Here is a 14,583-nt window from a genome sequence, read left to right as displayed (position 1 = left end):
GGTGTTCTTCTTTTTCGACCCAACGTTCATCATACTGATTCCCGGTATTATTCTGGCTTTCTGGGCGCAGATGCGAGTTCAGGCTGCTTACAACAAGTACTCACAGGTAAGGTCCTCCCTTGGACTCACTGGATATGAACTCGCAAAAAGACTCCTTGAGAACGCGGGAATCTACAACGTGAAAATAGAGGTCGTTTCTGGTTTTCTGTCTGACCATTACGATCCCTACCGGAAGGTTCTCAGGCTCTCTCCACAGAATTTCAAAGGTGTTTCCGTCGCTTCACTCGGAGTTGTGGCACACGAAGTGGGGCACGCTCTTCAAGACGCAGAAAAATATCCGATGCTCGCACTGAGGAATTTGATGGTACCAGCGGCCATCACGGGTTCTCAGCTTGCTTGGATTATTCTCATTCTTGGTTTCTTCCTCCAGGCACCGTTTCTGATAAGACTGGGAATTCTTCTGTTCTCTCTGGTGGTGCTTTTTACCCTCATCACGCTTCCTGTTGAGTTCGACGCCAGCAGGCGCGCCGTGAAACTCCTTGAAACAACGATGCTGATGCCGGAGTACGAGCTCAAGGGAGTAAAAGAGGTACTCGGTGCCGCTGCTCTCACTTACGTCGCGTCTTCACTGATGGCGTTCCTCCAGCTCCTCAGAATGATAGTAATCGCTGGTCTGTTCGGTGATAGAAGATGAGAACGAACGTTAGACTGCTCGCCTACAGACTTCTGAGGAAGTACGAGAAGGAAAAATTCATATCGAGAGAGGACGTGGACAGCGTCCTCTCTTTTTTGGACGACAGAGACAGAAGATTTTTCAAAGAGCTCGTGTGGGGAGTTGTGAGGAAAGAAGAACTTCTGGACTGGTACATAAACCAGCTTTTGAAGAAAAAGGACGTTCCACCTGCTGTCAGGGTTGCGTTGAGGATGGGGGCTTATCAGCTCCTCTTCATGGACGGTGTTCCGGATTACGCAGCAGTCAGCGAAACAGTAAAACTGGTGAAGAACGAAAACTTCAAAAAACTGGTGAACGCCGTGCTGAGGAGATTGAGGACCGTCCCCGAACCAAAAGAACTTCACCTCGTCTACTCACATCCAGAGTGGATCGTGAACTACTGGAGATCATTTCTTCCCGAAGAAGCGGTCCTGAGAATAATGAAGTGGAATCAGGAACCTCTCCCTGTCATGCTCCGTGTGAATTCGCTCGCAGCCACTAAGGAGGAAGTCATCAAAATCCTTGCTGAAGAGGGTACGGAGGCAGTCCCGGGAAAACACGCTCCGTTTTCCCTGATTGTGAGGAAACTCGGCGTTCCAATGAACGACTCCAGGGTGATAAACGATGGGCTCGCGAGTGTTCAGGGAGAGTCTTCACAGCTTGTACCTTTCTTCATGGAGCTGAGACCCGGACTGAGAGTACTGGATACCTGCGCGGCACCGGGTGGTAAGACTACCGCCATCGCCGAATTGATGAAGGATCAGGGGAAGATACTGGCCGTTGATATAAGCAGAGAGAAAATCCAGCTCGTCGAAAAACACGCGAAACGTCTGAAACTCTCTTCGATAGAGACAAAGATCGCCGATGCGGAACGACTCACAGAGTACGTCCAGGATACATTTGATAGGGTCCTGGTGGATGCTCCCTGTACCTCGCTGGGCACGGCAAGAAACCATCCGGAAGTTCTGAGGAGAGTGAACAAAGAGGATTTCGAGAAGTTCTCGGAGATTCAGCTGAGGATGGTACAGCAGGCCTGGCAGCTTCTGGAAAAGGGAGGAATTCTCCTCTACAGCACATGTACCGTGACAAAAGAAGAAAACACTGAAGTGGTGAAAAGATTCGTCTACGAACAGAAAGACGCAGAAGTGATCGATATCAGAGACAAGATGAAAGAATTCGAAGTGGAAGGAATCTGGGATGGTTACGGCTTTCTGATGCTTCCAGACGAGACGATAACTCCCTTCTACATCTCCGTTCTCAGAAAGATGGGATGAATGGAGAAGTCTCGCTCCCCACAGCGCTGTTCCACCGATGGGAAGAACATCGAGTAGAAGTTCGTCGCCTTCACGTCAAGATCGATCTGTTCAAGAAAGAGTTGTTTATCAACTGGTAGGTCTGTTTTCTCCAGTACTTTCCTGTAAAGAGACATGTTTGTCACGATCGGAATTTTTGCCTTCTTTCTCATGAGAGAAAGGATCTCTCTTCCCTTCTCTGTGAAGCCGAGGATTCTGATGTACTGAGGCCCTTTTGTGTTGCTTTTTTCAACGAATTCTTTGTTCACTTCGAACACCGAAAGGAGAGCGAGCCTTCTTATTCGAGAAAAGGTGAAGCGTTTGGCTTTTACACACTCCAGAAAATCCCGGTAAGACCCTGTTTGTCTGGCACAGACGTGAAATCTCTTTTCGAGTCCCTCAGAAAAACCGTGGATCTTCTCGAAGAAATCCATGTCTTTCAGTCTGAAAAACGAAAGGAGAAAATCTCCCATGTTCTCGAGGAAAACGGGTCCCCGCCCTTCGTTTATCTCCCTCATGAGAATTTCAAAAGAATCTTCTGGAAGAGAATCTCTCACCTCTTCCCATCTTTTTTCCCTCATAAGATTTCTTATCGCCGTTGCGCTGGAGAATCGCCCCCTGAAACTGGTATCTTTTTCTTCCGCTCCTACCCTTTTTATTGTGTGGAATCTGATGTTCGAGCCTATCTCCAGAGCGGAATGAATGTACTCCATCCCTAAGATATCGTTCGACTTTTCGAGTTTCAATACCTCTTCCTCATTCCAACCCTTCATGGAGAAATACCTCATCAGAGCGTACTTTCTGGCATTGGGAAAAGAGTATCCTTTTTTCAACTCTTCATGCAAAAACTTCCGGTACTCATCGGGTTGCTCGTAAAGGATCCGTGCCGCTCTTTGAAGAAATTCGATATCGTTCGATTCACTTCCAAAGACCACATCTGTGACAACACCCGTTGCGTCCAGCACGCTCACTGCACCGAAAGCAAAACCCCCGGCATCCTGCGTGGCAAAAACAACGGGCAATTCCAGAACAACATCTACCCCCATTCTGAGAGCGATCTCTGCCCGTGCGAATTTATCTATAACGGCTGGCTCGCCTCTCTGGCAGAAATTACCGCTCATCACAGCGATTGTGTAGTCCGGTTCCAAGAGTTCTTTAGCCGAAGTCAGATGATAGAGGTGTCCGTTGTGGAATGGATTGTACTCTACGACAACGCCGAGAACCTTCAGTCTTCATCCCTCCTGATGATCGTGAGGAAATAGGCAAGAGAGACCATTGTGAAGAGAAGAAAAATGAGATAAGCGAGAGCGATCTTTGAAAAAATCCCCCTGAGGACGTACAGTCCATAAATCTCGCTCACAAAAGAGACGGAAAGAACAACAAAACCAAATACAACGAACCACTTGATCCCGGAAGAGGTGTAGAAGTTGAGGAGAACACCTGAGCCGAGTATTGGCAGAAAACATGCCAGAAGAACATTCGCAATATTTTCCGGGAGTTTTATCCCTGCGAATCCCTCGATGTAAGGTGCCAGAAAGTACAACCCTGCCCAGACAACCAGACCCAGAATTCCTATGATCACGAGAAGGAGAGAAAAAAGTTGCGCAAGGTACCTCAATCTTTCACCTTCTTCAAACACTCCTCACAGACACCTTTTATCACCAGTTCGATTTTTTCTCTTTTGCCTTTTATCTCTCCAAGTTTCAGCTCCCTTATTTCTACGTCTTCAATCTTTCCGCACTCTCTGCAAATGAAGTGCCCATGCGGCTCCGGATTGAAATCGAAGATCGTTTTCTGACCATCGCTGAAGGCATAAATAACACCAAGATCCACCAAAAGATAAAGAACACTGTAGAGAGTAGCTATGGAAAGCGAAGGAATTTTCTTCGAAAGGACGGCAAAAATCTCTTTTGCCTCAAAATGCCCTTCTTTCATCTCGGATACGAATTTTATGATCTCCATCCTCTGAGTCGTGAGTTTTACCTTTTTCGATTTCAAGCGTTCAATTATCTCATCTGTGGTCATAATATTCACTCTCCTCAAATGACCATAGCAAGCTCAGCCAAAAGATCCGCCGCCATGGGTATATACCTGTCATTCGGTAAAAAACGCGGGTGGTGAAGCCCGAAACGTTCTCCTTCTCCCACGCCAAACCAGAATGAGAGAGAAGGAAACACCTGCGAGAAATATCCAAAGTCCTCTCCGGTCCACTTCATATCGCATTCAACGAAAGAAAACCCTAACCTCTGACAGGTTGCTCTTAGAGTTTCAAAGAGGTTTTGATTCACCCTCACTTCAGGATAGACACTGCCTCTTTCAACAGCAAAACCAACCCCTGTTTCTTCTTTCAGTTCTCCAAGTTGTTTTACCATGTCGGATATCACTTCTTCTGTTATCCTCAGCGCTTCTGATCTTATCGTTCCTTCCAATTTTATCTCATCTGGAACGATGTTCCTCGCCCGTCCCCCCGAGATTTTGCCAACCCCCACAAGAGCGTTCCATTTTTTGTTGTAGAGCCAGCCGAGAAAAGAAACCGCTGTCTTCAGAGCGTCCTTTCCCTTCTCAGCGAACGCCACGTGTGCCGGGACACCTTTAAAGTATACATCGAATTCCGTGGCAGAGGCAAAAAGCACTCCGGGTCGGGATGCCACAGTTCCAGCATCGTACTCGTCAGTCACGTGGAATCCAACAGCGGCTTTTATTTCGTACCTATATCTGAGAAAGTCCACAACTTTTTTCGCTCCACCACCCGTCTCTTCGGCAGGTTGAAAGACAAAGAGAAAGTTCTTTTTCACGTTCCTGAGTCTCTTCATAGCACCGTAGAGTGCGCTCATGTGAAAGTCGTGTCCGCACGCGTGCATATACTCATTCCGCGACGCAAACTCCCAGCCCGTTTCTTCTTTTATGGGTAGAGCATCCATATCGGCTCTCAGAACAACGTACGGATCTTCCGTTTCTTTCTTCTCTATCACAAGTCCTGTTCCGGCCACTTCTATGATCTTATCGTATCCGATCTCAATCACTGCTCTTCTGAGCGTTTCTTTTGTATTGTATTCCTTGAAAGAAAGCTCCGGATTCATATGGAGAATGTGCCTCAGCTCGATTTCGTTCATTCACATCACCACGTCTTTGAAGATGTCCATCTCCGTTTCCCTTCTTCTTATCAGAGAAATTCTTCCGTTTTCCCCGACGAGTACCTCAGCTGGACGTGTGGTTGAGTTGTAGTTGTTCGACATAGTGTAGCCGTAAGCTCCCGCGTTTTCCACAGCGATGATGTCACCCGGTTCGACCTCTGGAAGCTCCCGGTCGTACGCGATCACGTCACCGCTCTCGCACAGTGGGCCAACCACATCTGCCCTCATCTCTTTACCCTGTTTTCCGAGCACAAAGATCCTGTGATACGCAGAGTAAAGCGCCGGTCTTATGAGGGCATTCATCCCACCATCGACTACGACGAACGCCTTGTTATGTCTTCTTTTGACGAGCACCACTCTGAGGAGCAGATACCCAGAAGGTGCTACGATGTACCTTCCTATTTCGATGATGACTCTTTTGAATCTCTTCAAGGCAGGAACAACCTTTTCTCTGTAGCTGGACAGGTCGAGTTCCTCTCCGCTGTAGTTTATTCCCCAGCCGCCGCCGATGTTGATCTCTTCGAATCCATACCTTTCAGAAGCCCGAACAACTTTATTGAAGGCTTCCACAAAGGGTTCAACCCGGGTTATCTGGGATCCTATGTGAACATGGAGACCCCTTATGTTCATTGAGCCGAATCTTTCCATGAACGAATCCAGATCTTCCAGTGGTATTCCGAACTTGTGCTTTTTCAAGCCGGTGGAGATGTGAGGGTGTGTCTTCGCGTCGACTTCCGGATTCACTCTGATGAAATACTCTACTCCCTCTGGGTTTAATTCTTTCCAGATCTCCATCTCCTCGAACGAATCCACGTTGATGATCCTCACATCTTCTCTCAAAAAGTATTCCATTTGATCCCTGCTCTTTCCGTTGCCGTTCCATACAATGGAACGGGAAGGAACTCCTGCCAGTTTAGCCGCGAGGAGTTCCCCCTTTGTCACCACGTCCATGCCGAAACCCTCTTCTCTTAGAATCCTCAAAAGAACAGGATTGTTGTTCGCCTTCACGGCAAACGTTGGAAGGAGATTCACTCCCTCGAAGACCTCTTTTACAAGACGTGACCTTTTTCGCAGTGTTTCCTCGAAGTACACGTAGGTGGGTGTCCCATGAATCTCTGCCACTTTCCTCAAGATGTCCATTTCTTCACCTCACAGTTCGAATTCTTCGATCACCGATTTCAGTGCCTTTTCAGCTTTCTCTTCAGGAACAAGACAGGAGATCTTTATCTCCGACGTTGTGACGAGCTCTGGTGTGACTCCCGCCCTTTCCAGCGCTTCAAAGAACCTGGCGGCCACACCTGGGCTTGTTCTCATTCCCACTCCAACTATGGAGAGTTTGGCAAAACCTCCTTCGTAGGTGGATTTCCACCCTTCCACGTCCCTGAGAGCCTCTTTGAGCGCTTCGTCCAGATCTTCTTTGTGGTCTTCGAGAATCGTGAAGGAGAGGAAAACCTTTCCGTTCGAAGGAACGAGGGAGATCATGTCCACGTTCAGGGCCCTTTTTCCAACTTCCTCGAATATGGCCGTGATGTACTTCACATCCTTTGGAAGGAAAGATATGGAAACTTTTATTTGACCATGAGAAATTGTCGCTCCTGTTACAACGGGTTCTTCCAGCCACTCCGGAAGTCTTTCTACCACCATGGTTCCCTCCTCTTCGGTGAAAGAAGATGCACAATAGATGGGTATTCCATACTTCTTTGCTATTTCCACGGATCTTGAGTGAAGAACTTTCGCACCGAGAGCGGTAAGCTCGAGAGCTTCGTCGTAGGTGATGTAAGCGAGCTTTTTGGCTCTCGGATGGACACGCGGATCGCAGGTGTATATCCCGTCCACATCGCTGTAGATTTCACACGGCACTCTGAGTTTTGCTGCAAGCGCCACGGCAGATGTATCCGAACCGCCCCTACCGAGTGTGGTCAGATCGCCGTGTTCGTTCACACCCTGAAAGCCCGTTACGACGAGAACGTCGTAATCTTTCAGGTTTTCTCGGATCACACTGTCGTCTATATCCACGATACGAGCGCTCGTGTGATGCGGAGTGGTTTTTATTTTCACCTGGAACGCGTTCAAAGATTTGGCCTTTACTCCGAAATCTTTCAGGGCCATCGAAAGGAGCGCAGCGGAAACCTGTTCTCCCGTTGCAAGAAGCATATCGAGTTCCCTCGAATCCGGTCTTGGAGAGATCTCCTTTGCGAGTTTTATGAGGTTGTCCGTTGTCTTTCCCATAGCAGAGACAACGACCACAACTTTGTACCCTTCATCTACTTTTTTCTTGATTCTCTGTGCGACGTTCTTTATTCTCTCTGGTGTGGCAACGGAGCTTCCTCCGTATTTTTGAACCACCACGTTCATTTCCCAGACCTCCATTCATTCGAGATTTCTGAGCTCATCAACTATTTTTGTTTTCTCCTTCGTTTTCTCGTCTATTTGTTTTATCACACGCGCAGGAACACCAGCCACGACTGTGTAAGGTGGAACATCCTTCGTTACAACCGCACCGGCCGCGACGACCGCACCCTTTCCAACCGTCACCCCTTCAAGGATCACTGCGTTCGCCCCTACAAGCACTTCGTCCTCTATGACAACGGGTTTGGCGCTCGGAGGCTCTATAACACCCGCTATCACCGCACCGGCACCTATGTGGCACTTCTTTCCTATGATCGCCCTTCCACCAACGACCGCGTTCATGTCTATCATCGTTCCTTCACCGATCACCGCACCGACGTTTATAACGGCTCCCATCATGATCACAGCGCCTTCTCCTATTTCCACCATGTCCCTTATGATCGCACCCGGTTCTATTCTGGCTTTGTACTTCGTGAGATCCGCCAGAGGAAGCGCGGAGTTCCTCGCTTTTACTTCGAGATGGTAGTCTTCTATTTTTTCTCTGTGCTCTTCGAGAAGCTTTTTGAAGTCTTCGTACTCTCCAAAGAGAATTCCGAACCTTTCATCACCGAAGAATTTGAAACTGGAGAAATCTATGCCTGCTAAATCGCCTTTTATGTAAGCGACTATGGGAGTTTTCTTTTTGGCTTTGGCTATCATTTCTATGATTTCTCTTGCGTCCAACTCACTCACCTCCAAAGATCACTTCTTCGAAACTGTACATACCGGGATCTTTTCCCACAAGAAACTCCGCCGCTTTCAGGGCTCCTATGGCGAAAACAGTCCTCGAAATCGCCCTGTGCTTTATCTCGATCGTCTCACCTATGTTTCCAAAAACGACCACGTGATCTCCCGGAACACCACCCACTCTCAGTGAGTGAATGGGAACACTCTTTCCCAGTGCGCTCTCCAGAAGAATCGCGGTTCCGGAAGGTGCGTCCTTTTTGAAGCGGTGGTGCGTCTCCACGATCTCAACATCCCAATCTTCGAGGACTTTGACGAGTTCCGAGAGGAACCTCTTCAGAACGTTTATGCCAATGGAGAAGTTGTAAGCCTGAACAACGGGTACTTCTTTCGAAAGCTCCCTCAACATCTGGAGATGTTCTTCTTTCAGGGCAGTTGTTCCCAGAACGAGGCCAGCCCTGTATTTTTTACACAGCTCCACCGTTTTCGGAAGCGCTTCAGGTGAAGAAAAGTCTACCACGACATCTGGAGAACCCAGCTCCTCGACACCGTTCACATCCACCTTCAAAACGAGTTCATGCCCTTTCTCCGAGAAGACCTTCTGGATCTCCTGGCCCATCCTTCCGGAATAACCGACTATTCCGTACTTCATAGCAATCCACTCTCCTTGAGAACGTTTCTGAGAAGTTCCACCGTCTTTTCACTGGCAGGTACAAGCGGTAGTCTCAGCTCGTTCTCGATGAATCCCATGAGATTCAAAGCGGCTTTAACTGGTATCGGATTCGTTTCCGCAAACAGCGCCTTCATGAGAGGTCTGAGTTTTCTGTGAACCTCCCTCGATTTTTCGAGGTTTCCGCTGAAGTACTCTGCGCAGAGTTCTACCATCTGTTTCGGTGCCACGTTCGACACAACAGAGATGACGCCGTCTCCACCCGCGCAGAGGAGATAGAACGTTCTATCATCGTTGCCGGACCACACCATGAAATCGCTTCTTGCCTGTTTTGTCAGTGATACCGTCCTGTCTATCTGGTCTATATCCGGGTTCGCCTCTTTTATTCCCACCACGTTCTTGAGGTCCGCAGCGATCCTTGCAGCAGTTTCCGGGAGAACGTTCACACCGGTTCTTCCGGGCACGTTGTAAACAACGATCCCGAGATCCGTTCTCTCAGAGATGTACTTGTAGTGCTGATAGAGTCCTTCCTGTGTGGGCTTGTTGTAATACGGGGTGACCACAAGAACTCCGTTTGCTCCGAGTTTTTCCGCCTGCTTGACGAGTTTCAGCGTTTTTTCGGTGGAATTCGTTCCCGCTCCCACGATCACAGGGATTTTCCCATCGACGATCTCGAGAGTTCTGGAAACGAGCTTTTCTCTCTCGTCTTCGTTGACGGTTGGTGATTCACCTGTCGTTCCAAGGACGATCAGCGCGTTGACGCCGTTTTCGAGCTGATACCTGACAAGCCTCTCGTAAGACTCAAGATCAAGCTCACCATTTTTGAATGGTGTAACGATAGCAGTTCCTACTCCTCTGAACATCTTTTCACATCCCCCCTGAGAAAGATTTCTCCGTTTTCTTCTTTCAGAAAGAGCGTACCTCCTGGTACCTGGATCTTCACCTCTTTTGCCCCTGTTTTATCTCGATACACGGCGAAAACAGACGTAACACCCGTTCCACAGGCTTTTGTTTCCCTTTCCACTCCTCTTTCGTATGTTCTCACCTTGAGGCGGTCGGGAAGTACCTCGTAGAAATCCACGTTCGCGCCTGTTTTGTACCTGAGATCTCTTCCGAGTTTTTCCACATCCAGTTCGTCGATTCCTTTCACTTCCATAACGAAATGAGGAACGCCCACAACGACGAAATATCCTTCGTAATCATCCACCTTCATCTCTTTCTTTTCTGAAACACCCGGCATCCTCACCCAGATACTGTCGTCAACGATTACCTTTATTTCTCCAGCTCTGGAAAGGAAAGTGAATTCTTTTTCTTTGATCCAGCCCCTGTCTATGAGGTACTGAGAAAAGGCCCTTGCGCCGTTCCCACAGAAGGCCGCCATACTCCCATCGCGGTTGTAGTAGTCCATGAAGTATTTCCCATCGACCAGCTCCACGAATATGACTCCATCCAGATCGCCCACGTTTTCCCTGACAAAATCTGGTTTTTTCTCTTCGGGTATCCTCTTTTGCGTGTTGTCAACTATGAGGAAGGTGTTCCCATTGGCCGAATAGCACACACTATCACACCTTTCCGTTCATCTCAGCGTGCTTCAGAAGAATTCTAACGGCGTTGGTCGCAGCCCCCACACGGATGTTGTCCGCTACGTTCCAGAAAAGAATGGATCTTTCGTCGGCCGCTCTGAGTCGGCAAACGTAAGTTTCGTTCTTTCCTGCGACATCCACCGGTGTTATGAGATCGTCCGTCACCACCACGTCTTCTCCAGAAGCTATGACTTCTCTTACCTTTTCGAGAGACTCGTAGGGTTTCTTGAATCTCACCATGATCGCTTCAGAGTGTCCGTACAGAACGGGCACCCTCACCGTTGTTGGATACACCCTTATCGAGTAGTCGTTCAGAATTTTTCTTGTTTCATTCACCATCTTCATCTCTTCCTGAGAGAAAAGATTTTCCTGTATATCACCTATGAGAGGAATGACGTTTCTGTGAATGGGTTTTGGGAAGACCTTCATCACGTTTTCTCCTCTTTCTTGAGCGAGGAGTTCTTCTATCCCCTTATGACCAGCGCCGGAGACGGACTGATACGTCGACACAAAGATCTCTTCTATTCCGTAAACTTCGTGGAGTTTGTAGATGGAAAGGATCATCTGGATCGTTGAACAGTTCGGATTTGCTATTATTCCTGTGTATCCCTTGAGAAGGTGAGCGTTTACCTCCGGAACCACAAGGGGTATTTCCTTCTCCATTCTGAAAGCAGAAGAGTTATCTATCACGGTCACTCCGTTTTCGGCTGCGATGGGAGCGAACTTTCTGGAAACACTGGCACCCGCGGAAAACAGGAGGTAGTCACACTTCCATTTCATCGATTCTTCCGTGAGAAGCTCGACCTTGAATTTCTCACCTTTGAATTCAATTTCTTTACCCACAGATCTTTCCGAAGCGAAGAGCCTGAGCTCCGTGACGGGAACGTTGAATTCTTCGAGTACTTTTACCATCGTTCTTCCAACTTCTCCCGTGGCACCAACAACTCCTACTTTCACCTTCATCCCTCCTTGAATTAATAAAAAAAGCGTCTCTTCGCTCCCCGAAGAGACGCCAAATCAGGTCTGAAATCTTTTTCTGATTCCAGACCCGATCGGCTCTCCACGGAGAGACCTCCGTGACAGTGGTATGGGTATTCCCCATACCCCCAGGCATGCAGAGCGGGAGGAACTCTGCACCCTTCGGCGCCCTCGCCTTTCAGCCGTCCCCGATTCCTCCCCTGATGGGACAGCCTACTCATCTCGGGCGCGCCTCCGTCGGGTCAATGACTATTTTAGCTTAATTGTATCAGTATTTCAAACCGAAGACAATTAAGGAAAGGTTAACTTTGAAGTGACAATCGATAAGGGATTTGAAGTTAGACAAAAATTTATTTATCAAAATTGATTATGTTTTATGCATACAAACCAGGTTAGTTCCAATCATTCACAAAGTGGGTGATGTGTGTATCTGGCACTGGAAGAACGATACAGAGTATGCAATTACCGGTAACGAAAAATTTCATGCGCCTTTCTGGTACCGGAAGCTATGCGTTAAAAAAGGAATAATGGATGATATGAAGAGACAATATGAAGAGAATTTGTGGTAATCGATGACGTGTAAGTGCTTTGAATTCGAGAAATTAGTAGTTAACTTCTAACACACTGAGGAATACCTTCTTTCATCTATTTGTGAAACATGGAACTAATCGATTTTTACCAGAAACACCCCAAAATGCCCCGACGTAGGTTGATATAATTTATCTTCTGTTTTTTGCTTGTGTTCTTTCGTTGTTTGACTATGCAATTATTCCATTTTTCCAAACAGTACTTGAAGGTGCTCTCTTGTGTGTTAGAATGGTTTATGGAAAGGAAGGATATGGAAGGTCAAAAAACATCTTGCTTTCAGAGTGTGTTTGTGGTATAATTTCTCTTGAACTCAACGGGTTTCAATAGTTCCTTAGAGGTATGGAAACTGGTGTCACGAAGATTTCGTGGCTATACATGGTGGGGGCACAGTTTCAATAGTTCCTTAGAGGTATGGAAACTGATTATTTCGTACGGTTCTCCTACCCAGACTTCAAGTTTCAATAGTTCCTTAGAGGTATGGAAACTAGTTGAAAAGTTGAAACACACGAAGAACACGCTGAGTTTCAATAGTTCCTTAGAGGTATGGAAACGGATTCGATCTAAGTGCAGAAATTGGCAAATGGCACAGTTTCAATAGTTCCTTAGAGGTATGGAAACACGCGCCGTTCTGTGGGGTCTACCAACTGCCTGTTCGTTTCAATACTTCCTTATGAGGTATGGAAACGCTTCCCCCTGTAGTCGTGGCCCACGATATTGAATCAGTTTCAATGCATCTTCAGAGGTACAAGAACAAAAATCCGATAAAAAGAGAAAAGCAGGGATTAATACCCCTGTTTTTTTATTTTTGGGTGTATTTAGTTCTATTTGCGAATTTTCAGATTTTGAATGTAAACATTTTCATAATAAGATGTTTTCTGGAGGTGATAATGGTGGTACTGATGACAAAACCGGGAACATCGGATTTTGTATGGAATGGCATTCCCCTTTCCATGGAGCTGAATCTGTGGAACATAAAGGAATACTCCGGTTCTGTAGCTATGAAATTCGACGGTGAAAAGATAACTTTCGACGCGGACATTCAGAATCTTTCTCCGAAAGAACCGGAAAGGTATATTCTCGGTTATCCCGAGTTTTATTACGGTTACAAACCATGGGAAAATCACACAGCAGAAGGTTCGAAACTTCCAGTACCTGTTTCCTCTATGAAATCATTTTCCGTCGAAGTTTCTTTCGATATTCACCACGAACCGTCTCTGCCTTTGAACTTTGCCATGGAAACATGGCTCACAAGAGAAAAGTACCAGACGGAAGCGTCGATCGGCGATGTTGAAATCATGGTCTGGTTCTATTTCAACAATCTCACACCCGGAGGCGAAAAGATAGAAGAGTTCACGATCCCGTTCGTGCTGAACGGAGAGAGTGTCGAAGGCACCTGGGAACTGTGGCACGCGGAGTGGGGATGGGACTACCTCGCTTTCCGCTTGAAGGATCCCGTGAAGAAGGGAAGGGTGAAGTTCGATGTAAGGCATTTTCTCGATGCCGCCGGAAAAGCTCTTTCGAGTTCTGCTCGAGTGAAAGATTTTGAAGATCTTTACTTCACTGTCTGGGAAATCGGAACAGAGTTTGGAAGTCCGGAGACAAAAAGTGCGCAGTTCGGGTGGAAGTTTGAAAATTTCTCTATTGATCTGGAGGTGAGAGAATGAGGTGGGCAGTTCTCCTGATGGTGGTGTTTTCCGCTCTGCTCTTTTCCTCTGAAGTGGTTCTCACGAGCGTTGGTGCAACAGACATTTCTTTCAACGGATTTCCAGTCACCATGGAGCTCAACTTCTGGAACGTAAAATCCTATGAAGGAGAAACGTGGCTCAAATTCGATGGAGAAAAGGTTGAGTTCTATGCGGATTTGTACAACATCGTTCTTCAGAATCCAGACAGCTGGGTGCATGGATATCCGGAGATCTACTACGGTTACAAGCCCTGGGCGGGGCACAACAGCGGCGTGGAATTTCTTCCTGTGAGGGTGAAAGATCTTCCGGATTTCTACGTGACTCTTGATTACTCGATCTGGTACGAAAACAACCTGCCTATCAACCTTGCTATGGAGACATGGATCACGAAAAGTCCCGACCAGACTTCTGTTTCTTCGGGTGACGCGGAGATCATGGTTTGGTTCTACAACAACGTTCTGATGCCCGGTGGTCAGAAAGTGGATGAGTTCACCACAACAGTCGAGATAAACGGCGTGAAGCAGGAAACAAAGTGGGATGTTTACTTTGCACCGTGGGGATGGGATTACCTTGCCTTCAGACTGACAACACCGATGAAAGAAGGAAAGGTAAAAATCAACGTGAAGGACTTCGTTCAGAAAGCCGCGGAAGTTGTCAAAAAGCACTCAACGAGAATAGACAATTTCGAAGAGCTGTATTTCTGCGTCTGGGAGATCGGAACGGAGTTTGGAGATCCGAACACAACAACGGCGAAATTCGGCTGGACTTTCAGGGACTTCTCCGTCGAAGTTGTAAAATAAAGCACAGAATCACCAACGAGAAAGGCGGGGGGCTTCCCTGCCTTTTTCTTTTGGCAAATTTATACACAA

General features: G+C 47.3%; 15 protein-coding genes, 1 CRISPR repeat array and 1 riboswitch. Of the genes, 4 read left to right on the top strand and 11 right to left on the bottom strand.

All coding sequences use genetic code 11. From position 1 onward, the window contains the following. The first annotated feature begins 1 nt into the window (after position 1). Positions 2-694: a zinc metallopeptidase gene (locus tag CELL2_RS06560; protein WP_012311100.1), complete on the top strand. Its 693-nt coding sequence runs from the start codon at positions 2-4 to the stop codon at positions 692-694. Beyond that, on the top strand, positions 691-1,986 hold the full coding sequence (locus CELL2_RS06555; protein WP_038034557.1) for a 16S rRNA (cytosine(967)-C(5))-methyltransferase: 1,296 nt from the start codon (positions 691-693) through the stop codon (positions 1,984-1,986). The genes CELL2_RS06560 and CELL2_RS06555 overlap by 4 nt, the downstream gene beginning before the upstream one ends. Here CELL2_RS06555 and CELL2_RS06550 read toward each other — a convergent pair. The 11 genes from CELL2_RS06550 to CELL2_RS06500 are packed head-to-tail and all read right to left on the bottom strand — an operon-like array spanning position 1,956 to position 11,420. Further along, positions 1,956-3,233: a nucleotidyltransferase gene (locus CELL2_RS06550; protein ID WP_038034559.1), complete on the bottom strand. Its 1,278-nt coding sequence runs from the start codon at positions 3,231-3,233 to the stop codon at positions 1,956-1,958. The two genes, CELL2_RS06555 and CELL2_RS06550, sit on opposite strands and share 31 nt — an antisense overlap. Beyond that, the gene (locus CELL2_RS06545; protein ID WP_012896430.1) at positions 3,230-3,622 is read right to left on the bottom strand and encodes a hypothetical protein; all 393 of its coding nucleotides are present in this window, start codon (positions 3,620-3,622) and stop codon (positions 3,230-3,232) included. Before CELL2_RS06545 ends, CELL2_RS06550 begins: the two co-directional genes overlap by 4 nt. Further along, positions 3,619-4,029: a Fur family transcriptional regulator gene (locus CELL2_RS06540; protein WP_012311104.1), complete on the bottom strand. Its 411-nt coding sequence runs from the start codon at positions 4,027-4,029 to the stop codon at positions 3,619-3,621. The genes CELL2_RS06545 and CELL2_RS06540 overlap by 4 nt, the downstream gene beginning before the upstream one ends. A 14-nt stretch (positions 4,030-4,043) precedes the next feature. Beyond that, positions 4,044-5,117, bottom strand: a complete 1,074-nt coding sequence (locus CELL2_RS06535; protein WP_012311105.1) for a M20 family metallopeptidase — start codon at positions 5,115-5,117, stop codon at positions 4,044-4,046. After that, a complete protein-coding gene (gene lysA, locus CELL2_RS06530; protein WP_012311106.1) occupies positions 5,118-6,278 on the bottom strand; it encodes a diaminopimelate decarboxylase in 1,161 nt (386 codons plus the stop codon). Between the two features lie 9 nt (positions 6,279-6,287). Next, positions 6,288-7,493 (bottom strand): aspartate kinase, encoded by a 1,206-nt coding sequence (locus CELL2_RS06525; protein ID WP_012311107.1) that lies wholly within the window; start codon positions 7,491-7,493, stop codon positions 6,288-6,290. Positions 7,494-7,508: 15 nt separating this feature from the next. After that, complete coding sequence (gene dapD, locus CELL2_RS06520) at positions 7,509-8,210, bottom strand: 2,3,4,5-tetrahydropyridine-2,6-dicarboxylate N-acetyltransferase (protein WP_004081875.1); 702 nt, start codon at positions 8,208-8,210, stop codon at positions 7,509-7,511. A gap of 1 nt (position 8,211) precedes the next feature. Further along, positions 8,212-8,862: a 4-hydroxy-tetrahydrodipicolinate reductase gene (gene dapB / locus CELL2_RS06515; RefSeq protein ID WP_012311108.1), complete on the bottom strand. Its 651-nt coding sequence runs from the start codon at positions 8,860-8,862 to the stop codon at positions 8,212-8,214. Beyond that, positions 8,859-9,743 carry a 4-hydroxy-tetrahydrodipicolinate synthase gene (gene dapA / locus CELL2_RS06510; protein ID WP_012896425.1) on the bottom strand — a complete coding sequence of 295 codons (885 nt, stop codon included), beginning with the start codon at positions 9,741-9,743 and terminating at the stop codon, positions 8,859-8,861. Before dapA ends, dapB begins: the two co-directional genes overlap by 4 nt. Continuing rightward, positions 9,728-10,438, bottom strand: coding sequence for a diaminopimelate epimerase (gene dapF / locus CELL2_RS06505; protein ID WP_011943765.1), 711 nt, complete (start codon positions 10,436-10,438; stop codon positions 9,728-9,730). Before dapF ends, dapA begins: the two co-directional genes overlap by 16 nt. A gap of 4 nt (positions 10,439-10,442) precedes the next feature. Further along, positions 10,443-11,420: an aspartate-semialdehyde dehydrogenase gene (locus CELL2_RS06500; RefSeq protein WP_012311110.1), complete on the bottom strand. Its 978-nt coding sequence runs from the start codon at positions 11,418-11,420 to the stop codon at positions 10,443-10,445. Between the two features lie 87 nt (positions 11,421-11,507). Then, a riboswitch (Lysine riboswitch) is annotated at positions 11,508-11,686 on the bottom strand. Positions 11,687-12,345: 659 nt separating this feature from the next. Then, a CRISPR array of direct repeats spans positions 12,346-12,714; the repeat unit is 30 nt; unit sequence GTTTCAATAGTTCCTTAGAGGTATGGAAAC. A gap of 202 nt (positions 12,715-12,916) precedes the next feature. On the opposite strand from CELL2_RS06500, the gene CELL2_RS09155 reads away from it, so the two are divergent. Both CELL2_RS09155 and CELL2_RS06480 read left to right on the top strand, forming a co-directional pair. Then, positions 12,917-13,693 carry an endoglucanase gene (locus CELL2_RS09155; protein WP_081952600.1) on the top strand — a complete coding sequence of 259 codons (777 nt, stop codon included), beginning with the start codon at positions 12,917-12,919 and terminating at the stop codon, positions 13,691-13,693. Beyond that, positions 13,690-14,514: an endoglucanase gene (locus CELL2_RS06480; protein WP_038034573.1), complete on the top strand. Its 825-nt coding sequence runs from the start codon at positions 13,690-13,692 to the stop codon at positions 14,512-14,514. The genes CELL2_RS09155 and CELL2_RS06480 overlap by 4 nt, the downstream gene beginning before the upstream one ends. The last annotated feature ends 69 nt before the right edge of the window (positions 14,515-14,583 follow it).

Source organism: Thermotoga sp. Cell2 (assembly GCF_000789375.1).
Taxonomy (GTDB): Bacteria; Thermotogota; Thermotogae; order Thermotogales; family Thermotogaceae; genus Thermotoga; species Thermotoga petrophila.
This window is presented reverse-complemented; position numbering and strand designations above follow the sequence as displayed.

What these genes read in the sequence shown, in the direction of transcription:
- CELL2_RS06480 (WP_038034573.1), top strand. Translation starts at nt 13,690, where the DNA reads ATGAGGTGGGCAGTTCTCCTGATGGTGGTGTTTTCCGCTCTGCTCTTT.
- CELL2_RS09155 (WP_081952600.1), top strand. Translation starts at nt 12,917, where the DNA reads ATGGTGGTACTGATGACAAAACCGGGAACATCGGATTTTGTATGGAAT.
- CELL2_RS06535 (WP_012311105.1), bottom strand. Translation starts at nt 5,117, where the DNA reads ATGAACGAAATCGAGCTGAGGCACATTCTCCATATGAATCCGGAGCTT.
- CELL2_RS06525 (WP_012311107.1), bottom strand. Translation starts at nt 7,493, where the DNA reads ATGAACGTGGTGGTTCAAAAATACGGAGGAAGCTCCGTTGCCACACCA.
- dapB (WP_012311108.1), bottom strand. Translation starts at nt 8,862, where the DNA reads ATGAAGTACGGAATAGTCGGTTATTCCGGAAGGATGGGCCAGGAGATC.
- dapA (WP_012896425.1), bottom strand. Translation starts at nt 9,743, where the DNA reads ATGTTCAGAGGAGTAGGAACTGCTATCGTTACACCATTCAAAAATGGT.
- lysA (WP_012311106.1), bottom strand. Translation starts at nt 6,278, where the DNA reads ATGGACATCTTGAGGAAAGTGGCAGAGATTCATGGGACACCCACCTAC.
- CELL2_RS06540 (WP_012311104.1), bottom strand. Translation starts at nt 4,029, where the DNA reads ATGACCACAGATGAGATAATTGAACGCTTGAAATCGAAAAAGGTAAAA.
- CELL2_RS06555 (WP_038034557.1), top strand. Translation starts at nt 691, where the DNA reads ATGAGAACGAACGTTAGACTGCTCGCCTACAGACTTCTGAGGAAGTAC.